The sequence below is a fragment of the Pseudomonas sp. ANT_J28 genome, from assembly GCF_008370005.1.
Classification (GTDB): Bacteria; Pseudomonadota; Gammaproteobacteria; order Pseudomonadales; family Pseudomonadaceae; genus Aquipseudomonas; species Aquipseudomonas frigoris.
This window is the reverse complement of the sequence record NZ_VOBM01000005.1, coordinates 75,833-89,346: the sequence shown is the minus strand read 5'-3', so window position 1 is coordinate 89,346 and position 13,514 is coordinate 75,833. Positions and strand designations below refer to the sequence as shown.

The 13,514-nt window shown below is 56.5% G+C and carries 14 protein-coding genes; all 14 read left to right on the top strand.

What is annotated here, in order from left to right; genetic code table 11:
* Positions 1–52: 52 nt before the first annotated feature.
* The 14 genes from mnmE to FQ187_RS04520 all read left to right on the top strand — a co-directional run bounded on the left by mnmE (position 53) and on the right by FQ187_RS04520 (position 13,470).
* Entirely contained in the window at positions 53–1,423 is a 1,371-nt protein-coding gene (mnmE, locus tag FQ187_RS04590; RefSeq protein WP_149628574.1) for a tRNA uridine-5-carboxymethylaminomethyl(34) synthesis GTPase MnmE, read from the top strand.
* 551 nt (positions 1,424–1,974) lie between these two features.
* Complete coding sequence (mnmG, locus tag FQ187_RS04580; protein WP_149628573.1) at positions 1,975–3,867, top strand: tRNA uridine-5-carboxymethylaminomethyl(34) synthesis enzyme MnmG; 1,893 nt, start codon at positions 1,975–1,977, stop codon at positions 3,865–3,867.
* Positions 3,864–4,508, top strand: coding sequence for a 16S rRNA (guanine(527)-N(7))-methyltransferase RsmG (gene rsmG, locus FQ187_RS04575; RefSeq protein ID WP_149628572.1), 645 nt, complete (start codon positions 3,864–3,866; stop codon positions 4,506–4,508). The genes mnmG and rsmG overlap by 4 nt, the downstream gene beginning before the upstream one ends.
* Positions 4,509–4,526: 18 nt before the next feature.
* Complete coding sequence (locus FQ187_RS04570) at positions 4,527–5,324, top strand: ParA family protein (protein ID WP_008155709.1); 798 nt, start codon at positions 4,527–4,529, stop codon at positions 5,322–5,324.
* 9 nt (positions 5,325–5,333) lie between these two features.
* Positions 5,334–6,206, top strand: coding sequence for a ParB/RepB/Spo0J family partition protein (locus FQ187_RS04565; protein ID WP_008027541.1), 873 nt, complete (start codon positions 5,334–5,336; stop codon positions 6,204–6,206).
* Between the two features lie 148 nt (positions 6,207–6,354).
* Positions 6,355–6,762: a F0F1 ATP synthase subunit I gene (locus FQ187_RS04560; RefSeq protein WP_007948092.1), complete on the top strand. Its 408-nt coding sequence runs from the start codon at positions 6,355–6,357 to the stop codon at positions 6,760–6,762.
* 16 nt (positions 6,763–6,778) lie between these two features.
* Positions 6,779–7,648: a F0F1 ATP synthase subunit A gene (gene atpB, locus FQ187_RS04555; RefSeq protein WP_149628571.1), complete on the top strand. Its 870-nt coding sequence runs from the start codon at positions 6,779–6,781 to the stop codon at positions 7,646–7,648.
* Between the two features lie 133 nt (positions 7,649–7,781).
* Positions 7,782–8,039, top strand: coding sequence for a F0F1 ATP synthase subunit C (gene atpE, locus FQ187_RS04550; RefSeq protein ID WP_002555987.1), 258 nt, complete (start codon positions 7,782–7,784; stop codon positions 8,037–8,039).
* A 56-nt stretch (positions 8,040–8,095) separates the two neighbouring features.
* Positions 8,096–8,566, top strand: a complete 471-nt coding sequence (locus tag FQ187_RS04545; protein WP_046044927.1) for a F0F1 ATP synthase subunit B — start codon at positions 8,096–8,098, stop codon at positions 8,564–8,566.
* A 12-nt stretch (positions 8,567–8,578) separates the two neighbouring features.
* Positions 8,579–9,115, top strand: a complete 537-nt coding sequence (locus tag FQ187_RS04540; RefSeq protein ID WP_033059683.1) for a F0F1 ATP synthase subunit delta — start codon at positions 8,579–8,581, stop codon at positions 9,113–9,115.
* A 21-nt stretch (positions 9,116–9,136) separates the two neighbouring features.
* On the top strand, positions 9,137–10,681 hold the full coding sequence (atpA, locus tag FQ187_RS04535; RefSeq protein ID WP_033059681.1) for a F0F1 ATP synthase subunit alpha: 1,545 nt from the start codon (positions 9,137–9,139) through the stop codon (positions 10,679–10,681).
* A gap of 50 nt (positions 10,682–10,731) precedes the next feature.
* The gene (gene atpG / locus FQ187_RS04530) at positions 10,732–11,592 is read left to right on the top strand and encodes a F0F1 ATP synthase subunit gamma (protein ID WP_033059680.1); all 861 of its coding nucleotides are present in this window, start codon (positions 10,732–10,734) and stop codon (positions 11,590–11,592) included.
* A 27-nt stretch (positions 11,593–11,619) separates the two neighbouring features.
* Entirely contained in the window at positions 11,620–12,999 is a 1,380-nt protein-coding gene (atpD, locus tag FQ187_RS04525; RefSeq protein ID WP_149628570.1) for a F0F1 ATP synthase subunit beta, read from the top strand.
* A gap of 45 nt (positions 13,000–13,044) precedes the next feature.
* Positions 13,045–13,470: a F0F1 ATP synthase subunit epsilon gene (locus tag FQ187_RS04520; RefSeq protein ID WP_008155716.1), complete on the top strand. Its 426-nt coding sequence runs from the start codon at positions 13,045–13,047 to the stop codon at positions 13,468–13,470.
* Positions 13,471–13,514 lie beyond the last annotated feature (44 nt).

Here is a 13,514-nt window from a genome sequence, read left to right as displayed (position 1 = left end):
GCCCCCTAGTGGGGCGTTTTGCTATCTGTCACTTTTGTCTGGATAACGGTTTATGAGCGTTCCTCGTGAAACCATCGCCGCCGTCGCCACCGCTCAAGGTCGCGGCGGTGTCGGCATCGTCCGTATTTCCGGGCCGTTGGCGAGCGTTGCGGCCAGGGCCTTCAGCGGTCGTGAGCTCAAGCCGCGATTCGCCCACTACGGCCCATTTCTCAGCGAAAACGATGAGGTTCTGGATCAAGGCATTGCCCTGTATTTTCCGGGCCCGAACTCGTTCACCGGTGAAGATGTGCTGGAACTCCAGGGCCACGGCGGGCCGATAGTTCTGGATATGCTGCTCAAGCGTTGCCTTGAACTGGGCTGTCGGTTGGCCCGACCGGGTGAATTCAGCGAGCGTGCGTTTCTTAACGACAAACTCGACCTGGCTCAGGCCGAGGCCATCGCTGACTTGATCGAGGCGAGTTCTGCACAGGCTGCACGAAATGCACTGCGTTCCTTGCAGGGCGCATTTTCCGATCGTGTGCATAACCTCACCGAGCAACTGATTGGCCTGCGCATCTATGTCGAAGCGGCGATCGACTTCCCTGAAGAAGAAATCGACTTCCTCGCCGATGGTCACGTACTGAGCATGCTCGACAAAGTGCGTGACGAGTTATCCACCGTACTACGGGAAGCCGGGCAGGGTGCCTTGTTGCGTGACGGGATGACCGTGGTGATCGCCGGCCGACCAAATGCTGGTAAATCCAGTTTGCTGAATGCCCTGGCCGGTCGTGAAGCCGCTATCGTCACCGAGATCGCCGGCACCACCCGGGATATTCTTCGTGAACATATCCACATCGATGGTATGCCGCTGCATGTGGTCGACACCGCAGGCCTGCGAGATACCGACGACCAGGTAGAAAAAATCGGTGTCGAACGGGCGCTGAAAGCAATCGGCGAGGCTGATCGCGTGCTGTTGGTGGTCGATGCTACGGCTCCTGAGGCACTTGATCCGTTCGCGTTATGGCCTGAATTTCTGGAGATCCGTCCCGATCCGGCGAAAGTCACGCTGATCCGAAACAAGGCTGACCTCACTGGCGAAGCCATTGCCCTGGAAGTCAGCGAGGATGGCCACGTCACCATCAGCCTGAGCGCTAAATCTGCAGGTGAAGGGCTGGAAATGCTGCGCGACCACCTCAAGGCCTGCATGGGCTACGAACAGACCTCGGAAAGCAGCTTCAGTGCTCGCAGGCGTCACCTTGAAGCGTTGCGTCACGCCAGTGCTTTTCTTGAGCACGGCCGTGCACAGCTGACCCTGGCGGGTGCCGGTGAACTGTTAGCCGAGGATTTGCGACAAGCCCAACACGCTTTGGGTGAAATCACTGGTGCATTCAGCTCCGATGACCTGCTGGGACGGATCTTTTCCAGCTTCTGTATCGGTAAATAATCTTCCCGGTTGTCCACAGACAGGCCATTCGTGCCTGTCTGTTCCCTCCTTTTCTTGAATTCTCTTCCAGTGCTGAGCAGATTCTTTCTGCTTGAGCGGATTTTCCGTGCCCTGGATTTGCTTATTCAGCAGTTTTCTGTGGATTAAGCCCTGTGAATAACTGCCTCTAAGGGCAGTTGATAACAGGGCCTCAAAACTGAAGATAACCGACCTTGTGGATAAGTGCCCCTTTAATCCACAGGCTTAAACCGGTTATCCAAGGGCCTCATTGGCACATGACCACAGGGTTTTGAATCTCTGTACATGTTTAATATAAAGGTCTGTAGCGATCTATCCACAGAAATGTGCCTCAGTAGAAATAAACATAAAAACAAAGATTTAATAAATTTCTTTCTTTTTAATTTCTATAACCGCGACTTCTCCACAGCTGGTTAAATTTTGTGCAAAGGGTTCTTTAGGAAGGGCGAAGTCCCTATACTTGCCGCCCAGGTCCAAAAACCTGAGCTCAAACTATTCCTGATTACCTAACTAAAGCAGGCACGAGGTGCGTGGTGGATTTCCCTTCCCGTTTTGAAGTGATCGTCATCGGCGGCGGTCATGCCGGTACCGAGGCAGCACTGGCCTCAGCACGAATGGGTGCAAAAACCCTGTTGCTGACGCATAACGTGGAAACCCTCGGTGCAATGAGTTGCAACCCCGCTATCGGTGGGATCGGCAAAAGCCATCTGGTCAAGGAAATCGATGCCCTTGGCGGCGCGATGGCCATGGCCACCGATAAAGGTGGTATTCAATTTCGCGTATTGAACAGCCGCAAAGGCCCGGCCGTGCGGGCAACCCGCGCTCAGGCTGACCGGGTTCTGTACAAGGCCGCTGTCCGCGAAATCCTCGAAAACCAGCCGAACCTGTGGATATTTCAACAGGCTGCCGACGATCTGATCGTCGAGCAGGAACAAGTGCGCGGTGTTGTCACCCAAATGGGCCTGCGTTTCTTCGCGGACTCCGTGGTGTTGACCACTGGCACCTTCCTCGGTGGACTTATCCACATCGGAATGCAGAATTTTTCCGGTGGCCGAGCCGGTGATCCGCCGTCGATCGCCCTGGCTCACCGTTTGCGTGAATTGCCATTGCGCGTTGGCCGCCTGAAAACCGGCACACCACCGCGTATCGACGGTCGTTCTGTGGATTTCTCGGTGATGACCGAGCAAGCCGGCGATACACCGATCCCGGTGATGTCGTTCATGGGTTCCAAAGAGCAGCATCCGAAACAGGTCAGTTGCTGGATTACCCACACCAACGCCCGTACCCACGAAATCATTGCCGCCAACCTTGATCGTTCGCCGATGTATTCCGGTGTGATCGAAGGTATCGGCCCGCGTTACTGCCCGTCGATCGAAGACAAGATCCATCGCTTTGCCGACAAGGATAGCCATCAGGTCTTCATCGAACCGGAAGGCCTGACGACCAACGAGCTGTACCCGAACGGGATATCCACATCCCTGCCATTCGACGTGCAACTGCAGATCGTGCAATCGATCCGCGGCATGGAAAATGCGCACATCGTTCGTCCGGGGTATGCCATCGAGTACGACTACTTCGACCCGCGTGACCTGAAGTACAACCTGGAAACAAAAGTCATCGGCGGTCTGTTCTTCGCCGGGCAAATCAACGGCACTACCGGGTACGAAGAAGCCGGCGCCCAGGGTTTGCTGGCCGGGGCCAACGCCGCACTACGTGCTCAGGGCAAAGAAGCCTGGTGTCCGCGTCGCGACGAGGCGTACATCGGCGTGTTGGTCGACGACCTGATTACCCTGGGTACCCAGGAACCGTATCGGATGTTCACGTCCCGCGCCGAATACCGCCTGATCCTGCGCGAAGACAACGCCGACCTGCGCTTGACCGAAAAAGGTCGCGAACTGGGTCTGGTGGATGACGCGCGTTGGGCTGCGTTCTGCACCAAACGCGAAAGCATCACGCTGGAAGAGCAACGACTGAAAAGTACCTGGGTTCGCCCGGGCACCGAGCAAGGTGATGCGATTTCCGAGAAATTCGGCACGCCGCTGACCCACGAATACAACTTGCTCAACCTGCTGAGCCGTCCGGAAATCGACTACGCTGGTCTGATCGCCTTGACTGGTGGCGGCGCAGAAGATCCACAAGTCGCCGAGCAGGTCGAAATCAAGACCAAATACGCTGGATACATCGATCGTCAGCAGGATGAAATCGCTCGTCTGCGGGCCAGTGAAGACACAAAACTACCTGTGGATATCAATTACACGAATATTTCCGGTCTCTCCAAAGAGATCCAGAGCAAGCTCGGTGCGACCCGTCCAGAGACTTTGGGCCAGGCGTCGCGTATCCCGGGTGTGACGCCGGCAGCGATTTCGCTGTTGATGATTCATTTGAAAAAACGCGGCGCGGGCCGTCAGTTGGAGCAAAGCGCTTGAGTTCGTTGGTCACCTCGCAACACGCAGAAGAGTTATCCACAGGTGCTCGCCAGCTCGGTGTCACGCTGACAGAAACCCAGCACGCTCAGCTGCTGGGTTATCTGGCCCTGTTGATCAAATGGAACAAGGCCTACAACCTGACTGCCGTTCGCGATCCGGATGAAATGGTCTCCCGTCACTTGCTCGATAGTTTGAGCGTGATGTCGTTCGTCGAAAACGGTCGCTGGCTGGACGTCGGCAGCGGTGGTGGCATGCCGGGTATTCCGTTGGCCATTCTGTTTCCAGAGTCCCAAGTGACCTGCCTGGACAGCAACGGCAAGAAAACCCGCTTCCTGACCCAGGTCAAACTCGAACTCAAACTGGATAACCTGCAAGTTATCCACAGTCGCGTCGAAACTTTTCAGCCTGATCAGCCATTCAACGGGATCATCTCCCGGGCGTTCAGCAGCATGGAGAACTTCAGCAACTGGACTCGCCACCTCGGCGACACCGAAACACGTTGGCTGGCAATGAAGGGCGTTCATCCCGCCGATGAGCTGGTAGCATTGCCGGCAGACTTCCACCTCGATAGCGAACACGCCCTGGCCGTACCCGGTTGCCAAGGCCAACGCCATCTGCTGATACTGCGCCGCACGGCATGATTGGGAACACAAGCAAGAATGGCTAAGGTATTCGCGATAGCGAACCAAAAGGGTGGTGTGGGCAAGACCACCACCTGTATCAACCTCGCAGCTTCCCTGGTCGCTACCAAGCGCCGGGTGCTGTTGATCGATCTCGATCCACAAGGCAACGCCACCATGGGTAGCGGTGTGGATAAACACGGCCTGGAGAACTCGGTCTACGACCTGCTGATCGGCGAATGCGATCTGGCCCAGGCCATGCACTATTCCGAGCACGGTGGTTACCAACTGCTGCCGGCCAACCGCGACCTGACCGCGGCCGAAGTGGTTCTGCTGGAAATGCAGATGAAGGAAAGCCGCCTGCGCAGCGCGTTGGCGCCGATCCGTGAAAACTACGATTACATTTTGATCGACTGCCCGCCGTCGTTGTCGATGCTCACGCTTAACGCACTGGTTGCGGCTGACGGGGTGATTATCCCCATGCAGTGCGAGTACTTCGCGCTCGAAGGTTTGAGCGACCTTGTGGATAACATCAAGCGCATCGCTGAGTTGCTGAACCCGAACCTGAAAGTCGAAGGCCTGTTGCGAACCATGTATGACCCGCGCCTGAGCCTGATGAACGATGTTTCGGCGCAGCTCAAGGAACACTTCGGCGAGCAGCTCTACGACACGGTGATTCCGCGCAACATCCGCCTGGCCGAAGCGCCAAGCTATGGCATGCCGGCGCTGGCGTACGACAAATCATCGCGGGGCGCCATTGCCTATCTGGCATTGGCGGGCGAGATGGTTCGTCGTCAACGCAAAAACTCACGCACTGCCGCTGCTCAGGCAACTTAAGGAATCCCCATGGCCGTCAAGAAACGAGGTCTCGGACGTGGACTGGATGCACTGCTGAGTGGTCCGACTGTCAGCTCGCTGGAAGAACAAGCGGTGCAGGCTGATCAGCGTGAGCTGCAGCACCTGCCCCTGGACCTGATCCAGCGCGGCAAGTACCAGCCGCGCCGGGACATGGACCCACAGGCGCTGGAAGAGCTGGCGCAGTCGATCAAGGCTCAGGGCGTGATGCAGCCGATCGTGGTTCGTCCGATCGGCAGCGGCCGCTTCGAAATCATCGCCGGCGAACGCCGTTGGCGTGCCAGTCAGCAGGCTGGGCAGGAAACCATCCCTGCGATGGTTCGCGATGTGCCGGATGAAACCGCGATCGCCATGGCGCTGATCGAGAACATCCAGCGCGAAGACCTCAATCCAATCGAAGAAGCGGTGGCTTTGCAGCGTTTGCAGCAGGAATTCCAGCTGACGCAGCAACAGGTGGCCGAAGCCGTGGGCAAATCCCGCGTGACCGTGGCCAACCTGCTACGCTTGATCGCGTTGCCGGAAGTCATCAAAACCATGCTGTCCCACGGCGACCTGGAAATGGGTCATGCACGTGCTTTGCTCGGTTTGCCGGAAAATCAACAGGTTGAAGGGGCGCGACACGTTGTCGCACGGGGGCTGACTGTACGCCAGACTGAAGCACTGGTTCGCCAGTGGTTGAGTGGTAAACAGGAACCTGCTGAACCGGTAAAGCCGGACCCGGATATTGCTCGACTCGAACAGCGTCTGGCTGAGCGCCTAGGCTCTGCGGTGCAGATCCGCCACGGTAAAAAGGGGAAGGGGCAGTTGGTGATCGGTTACAACTCCCTCGATGAGCTTCAAGGTGTGCTTGCACACATTCGTTGAAACATTTCCTCATGTAGCGTGCAGTCGGAAATCACTACCTGACAGTTGAATAGGGGCAGAACCGCCCCTATACTCTGCGCGCATTTTGTCGGCACAAATTATGCCAAGTTATTGAATTCTGGCAGCCGATCATTGGGGAGCAAAAACGATGGAGAGCCGCACGCCAAACCGCTTGCCGTTCCATCGCCTGGCAGTTTTTCCGGTCTTACTGGCTCAATTTGTCGTTTTGGTACTGGCCGCTTTGGCGCTCTGGTACTGGCATGGAGTCGTAGCCGGGTACTCAGGACTCTGCGGAGGCCTGATAGCCTTGCTACCCAATGTTTATTTCGCTCACAGGGCATTTCGGTTTTCCGGCGCCCGAGCAGCTCAAGCCATCGTCCGGTCTTTTTATGCTGGTGAGGCGGGCAAACTAATTTTGACGGCAGTGCTCTTCGCATTGACGTTTGCAGGTGTGAAGCCATTGGCGCCGCTAGCTGTATTCGGCGTCTTCGTGTTGACCCAACTGGTCAGCTGGTTCGCGCCCCTGCTGATGAGAACAAGACTTTCGAGACCTTAGGGCGTTTGAGGCAACCATGGCAGAGACAACCGCTTCGGGCTATATCCAGCACCACTTGCAGAACCTGACCTTCGGTCAGCACCCAACCGGCGGGTGGGGTTTTGCCCACACCGCAGCAGAAGCCAAAGAAATGGGCTTCTGGGCTTTCCACGTCGATACCCTCGGCTGGTCGGTCGCGTTGGGTCTGATCTTCGTTCTTCTTTTCCGCATGGCGGCAAAGAAGGCGACTTCCGGTCAGCCTGGCGGCCTGCAGAACTTCGTAGAGGTTCTGATCGAGTTCGTCGACACCAGCGTGAAAGATACCTTTCACGGCCGTAATCCATTGATCGCGCCATTGGCTCTGACGATTTTTGTCTGGGTGTTCCTGATGAACGCCGTCGACCTGGTACCGGTTGACTGGATTCCTAAGCTGGCTGCCTTCATTACTGGCGACCCGCACCTGGTCTTCCGTGCTGTTTCTACCACTGACCCGAATGCGACCCTGGGCATGTCCCTGTCGGTATTCGCGTTGATCATTTTCTACAGCATCAAGGTCAAGGGCATCGGCGGCTTCATCGGCGAACTGACCCTGCACCCGTTCGGCAGCAAGAACATCTTCGTTCAAGCCCTGCTGATTCCGGTGAACTTCCTGCTGGAGTTCGTGACCCTGGTTGCCAAGCCAATCTCCCTGGCACTGCGTCTGTTCGGCAACATGTACGCCGGCGAGCTGGTCTTCATTCTGATTGCTGTGATGTTCGGCAGCGGTCTGCTCTGGCTTAGTGGCCTGGGCATAGTTCTGCAGTGGGCGTGGGCTGTGTTCCACATCCTGATCATCACCCTGCAGGCGTTTATCTTCATGATGCTGTCCATCGTTTACCTGTCGATGGCGCACGAAGAGAACCATTAAGACCAGTCTCGACTAGTCTGATGTCCCACTCGGTCAAACGAGTGGGTGCCCGAACAGGGCTATGAAACGATTTGTTTTACCGCTTTAAAATCTTAAAAACCTAAACCATACGACGTAAAAGTCGGGAGGAAAGATGGAAACTGTAGTTGGTCTAACCGCTATCGCTGTTGCACTGTTGATCGGCCTGGGCGCACTGGGTACCGCAATTGGTTTCGGCCTGTTGGGTGGCAAGTTCCTGGAAGGCGCAGCGCGTCAGCCAGAGATGGTTCCAATGCTGCAAGTTAAAATGTTCATCGTTGCCGGTCTGCTCGACGCCGTAACCATGATCGGTGTTGGTATCGCTCTGTTCTTCACCTTCGCGAACCCATTCGTTGGTCAACTCGCTGGCTAATTGCTCGAACCTTCGAGTAATTGGTGTGATGTGCAACGAACGAGCGAGGTGTTGGCGTGAACATTAATGCAACCCTGATTGGCCAGTCCGTTGCGTTCTTCATTTTTGTACTGTTTTGCATGAAGTTCGTGTGGCCTCCGGTCATCGCGGCTTTGCACGAACGTCAGAAGAAGATCGCGGATGGACTGGATGCTGCCAGCCGAGCAGCTCGCGACCTGGAGTTGGCCCAAGAGAAAGCGGGTCATCAACTGCGCGAAGCAAAAGCTCAGGCAGCTGAAATCATTGAGCAAGCCAAGAAACGCGGTAACCAGATCGTTGATGAGGCCGTTGAAAAAGCCCGTATCGACGCTGACCGTGTGAAGGTTCAGGCTCAGGCCGAGATCGAGCAGGAACTGAACAGTGTCAAAGACGCGCTGCGTGCCCAATTGGGTGCTCTGGCCGTTGGCGGCGCCGAGAAGATCCTGGGTGCCACAATCGATCAAAACGCGCACGCGGAGCTGGTAAACAAACTGGCTGCTGAAATTTAAGCGAGGGCGATCATGGCAGAATTGACCACGTTGGCCCGACCTTACGCTAAGGCAGCCTTCGAGCACGCCCAGGCCCACCAGCAACTGGCCTCTTGGTCAGCCATGCTCGGCCTGGCTGCAGCAGTGTCGCAAGACGACACCATGCAGCGCGTGCTCAAGGCCCCGCGACTGACGAGCGCAAACAAGGCCACCACGTTTATTGACGTGTGTGGCGACAAGTTCGATGCCAAGGCACAGAATTTCATTCACGTCGTTGCCGAAAACGACCGTCTCCCGCTTTTGCCGGAGATCGCCGCTCTGTTTGACCTGTACAAGGCCGAACAAGAGAAATCGGTAGACGTGGACGTAACCAGTGCTTTTGCATTGAACCAAGAACAGCAAGACAAACTCGCCAAGGTTCTCAGTGCACGGCTCGGCCGGGAAGTGCGACTGCACGCTGCGGAGGATGCCACCCTTATTGGTGGTGTCATCATCCGCGCCGGCGACCTGGTAATCGATGGCTCGATTCGCGGCAAACTCGCGAACCTTGCCGAAGCATTGAAATCTTGAGTTTGAAGGGGCAGCAGAGCAATGCAGCAACTCAATCCTTCCGAAATAAGTGAAATTATCAAGGGCCGCATCGACAAGCTCGATGTGACCTCCCAAGCCCGTAACGAAGGCACTGTCGTCAGCGTATCTGACGGTATCGTGCGGATTCACGGTCTGGCCGACGTAATGTACGGCGAGATGATCGAGTTTCCGGGCGGCGTCTTCGGTATGGCTCTCAACCTGGAGCAAGACTCTGTAGGTGCCGTTGTATTGGGCTCTTACCAGTCTCTGGCTGAAGGCATGAGCGCCAAGTGCACTGGCCGCATCCTCGAAGTTCCGGTTGGTAAGGAACTGCTGGGTCGCGTAGTCGACGCACTGGGTAACCCAGTTGACGGCAAAGGTCCGCTGAACAACACCGAGACCGATGCGGTCGAGAAAGTTGCTCCAGGCGTGATCTGGCGTAAGTCGGTAGACCAGCCTGTACAGACTGGCTACAAGGCTGTCGATGCCATGATTCCTGTCGGCCGTGGCCAGCGTGAGCTGATCATCGGTGACCGTCAGATCGGTAAAACCGCTCTGGCGATCGACGCGATCATCAACCAGAAAAACAGCGGTATTTTCTGCGTCTACGTAGCGATCGGTCAGAAACAATCGACCATCGCTAACGTGGTTCGCAAACTGGAAGAAAACGGCGCACTGGCTAACACCATCGTCGTTGCCGCGAGCGCTTCGGAATCTGCAGCACTGCAGTTCCTGGCACCGTACTCCGGTTGCACCATGGGTGAATTCTTCCGCGACCGCGGTGAAGACGCGCTGATCGTTTATGACGATCTGTCCAAGCAAGCAGTGGCTTACCGCCAGATTTCCCTGCTGCTGCGCCGTCCACCAGGCCGTGAAGCTTACCCAGGCGACGTGTTCTATCTCCACTCCCGTCTGCTGGAGCGCGCATCCCGCGTTTCGGAAGAGTACGTAGAGAAGTTCACCAACGGCGCAGTGACCGGCAAAACCGGTTCCCTGACCGCACTGCCGATCATCGAAACCCAGGCTGGCGACGTTTCCGCGTTCGTTCCGACCAACGTGATTTCCATCACCGACGGTCAGATCTTCCTGGAATCGGCCATGTTCAACTCCGGGATCCGTCCTGCTGTGAACGCCGGTGTTTCGGTATCCCGTGTGGGTGGTGCCGCTCAGACCAAGATCATCAAGAAGCTCTCCGGTGGTATCCGTACCGCTCTGGCTCAGTACCGTGAACTGGCGGCATTCGCCCAGTTCGCTTCTGACCTGGACGAAGCGACCCGTAAGCAACTTGAGCATGGTCAGCGCGTTACCGAGCTGATGAAGCAGAAGCAATACGCACCAATGTCGATCGCTGACATGGCGCTGTCGCTGTATGCCGCTGAGCGTGGGTTCCTGACTGACGTTGAAATCGCCAAGATCGGCAGCTTCGAACAAGCGCTGATTGCTTTCTTCAACCGCGATCACGCCGAATTGATGGCGAAGATCAACGTGAAGGGTGACTTCAATGACGAAATCGACGCTGGCATGAAAGCCGGTATCGAGAAGTTCAAGGCCACCCAAACCTGGTAAGCCGCAGCGGGAGCCGCAAGGCTCCCGCTTGCTAACCTGATAGGTGTTACATGGCAGGCGCAAAAGAGATTCGCAGTAAGATTGCGAGCATCAAAAGCACGCAAAAGATTACCAGCGCCATGGAAAAAGTGGCGGTCAGTAAAATGCGCAAGGCACAAATGCGCATGGCTGCTAGCCGTCCTTACGCGGAGCGCATCCGCCAGGTTATTGGTCATTTGGCCAACGCCAACCCGGAATATCGCCACCCCTTCATGATCGAGCGTGAAATCAAGCGCGTCGGTTATGTCGTAGTGAGCAGTGACCGTGGTCTGTGTGGTGGCTTGAACACCAACCTGTTCAAGGCCCTGGTCAAGGACATGGCGGTAAACCGCGAAAACGGCGTCGAGATCGATCTGTGTGTTGTTGGTAGCAAGGGTGCGGCTTTCTTCCGCAACTTCGGCGGTAACGTCGTTGCAGCTATCAGCCACCTGGGTGAAGAGCCGTCGATCAATGATCTGATTGGCAGCGTCAAGGTGATGCTGGATGCCTACCTGGACGGCCGTATTGATCGCCTGTCCGTGGTGTCCAACAAGTTCATCAACACCATGACGCAACAGCCTACTGTGGAGCAGTTGATTCCACTGGAGGCAACCCCGGATCAATCGCTCAAGCACCACTGGGACTATCTCTACGAACCGGATGCCAAAGAGCTGCTTGACGGCTTGATGGTCCGCTACGTCGAGTCGCAGGTCTACCAGGCGGTGGTCGAGAACAACGCGGCTGAACAAGCTGCGCGGATGATCGCGATGAAGAACGCTACCGACAACGCCGGTGATTTGATCAGCGATTTGCAGCTGGTCTACAACAAGGCGCGTCAGGCTGCGATCACCCAAGAGATCTCGGAAATCGTCGGCGGCGCTGCCGCGGTTTAACGGTTCAAATATTCAGAGGATCCAGCTATGAGTAGCGGACGTATCGTTCAAATCATCGGCGCCGTTATCGACGTGGAATTTCCACGCGACAGCGTACCGAGCATCTATAACGCGCTGTTGGTACAAAGCGCGGCAGGGACCACTCTGGAAGTTCAGCAACAGCTGGGCGACGGCGTGGTTCGTACCATTGCGATGGGTTCCACCGAAGGCTTGAAGCGCGGTCTGGAAGTCAAGGACTCCGGCGCAGCCATCTCCGTACCGGTCGGTAAAGCGACCCTGGGCCGGATCATGGACGTACTGGGCAACCCGATCGACGAAGCTGGCCCGATTGACACCGAAGAGCGCTGGGGCATTCACCGTCCTGCGCCAACCTTCGCTGAACAAGCTGGCGGCAACGACCTGCTCGAAACCGGCATCAAGGTTATCGACCTGGTTTGCCCGTTCGCCAAGGGTGGTAAAGTCGGTCTGTTCGGTGGTGCCGGTGTAGGCAAAACCGTAAACATGATGGAACTGATCCGTAACATCGCCATCGAGCACAGCGGTTATTCCGTGTTCGCCGGTGTGGGTGAGCGTACTCGTGAGGGTAACGACTTCTACCACGAGATGAAGGATTCCAACGTTCTGGACAAAGTGGCACTGGTTTACGGTCAGATGAACGAGCCGCCGGGTAACCGTCTGCGCGTAGCACTGACCGGCCTGACCATGGCCGAGAAGTTCCGTGACGAAGGTAACGACGTTCTGCTGTTCGTCGACAACATCTATCGTTACACCCTGGCCGGTACTGAAGTATCCGCACTGCTGGGCCGTATGCCTTCCGCAGTAGGTTACCAGCCGACCCTGGCCGAAGAGATGGGTACTCTGCAAGAGCGTATCACTTCGACCAAAAACGGTTCGATCACCTCGATCCAGGCGGTATACGTACCGGCGGATGACTTGACTGACCCGTCGCCAGCGACCACCTTCGCCCACTTGGACGCCACCGTCGTTCTGTCCCGTGACATCGCTTCCCTGGGTATCTACCCAGCGGTCGATCCACTGGACTCGACTTCGCGCCAGCTGGACCCGAACGTAATCGGCCAGGACCACTACGACACCGCTCGCGGCGTACAGTATGTTCTGCAGCGTTACAAAGAACTGAAGGACATCATTGCGATCCTGGGTATGGACGAGCTGTCGGAAACCGACAAGCAGTTGGTAAACCGTGCTCGTAAGATCCAGCGTTTCTTGTCGCAGCCGTTCTTCGTGGCTGAAGTCTTCACCGGTGCTTCGGGTAAATACGTTTCCCTGAAAGACACCATTGCTGGCTTCAAAGGCATCCTCAACGGTGACTACGACCACCTGCCAGAACAAGCGTTCTACATGGTCGGCGGCATCGAAGAAGCGATCGAGAAAGCCAAGAAACTGTAATCCCGGCGCCCGGCAACGGGCGCTAATTTAGGTTGAGGCAATCAGATGGCTATGACAGTCCATTGCGATATCGTCAGCGCGGAAGGGGAAATCTTCTCCGGCCTGGTCGAGATGGTGGTTGCGCACGGTGCACTGGGTGATCTTGGTATCGCCCTGGGTCACGCGCCGCTGATCACTAATCTCAAGCCGGGCCCGATCCGCCTGATCAAGCAGGGCGGGGAAGAGGAGGTGTATTACATCTCCGGCGGTTTCCTCGAGGTTCAGCCGAACATGGTCAAGGTACTTGCCGACACTGTGCAACGTGCTGCCGACCTGGACGAAGCCTCCGCTCAGGAAGCCGTTAAGGCTGCCGAGAAGGCCTTGCATGACCGTGGTGCAGAATTCGATTACGGTTCTGCTGCCGCACGCCTGGCCGAGGCCGCAGCTCAGCTGCGCACCGTCCAGCAGATCCGCAAAAAGTTCGGCCACTAATAGGCCACCGCTTGTTGTGCGATTGATTAAAAAGGGTAGCCTCG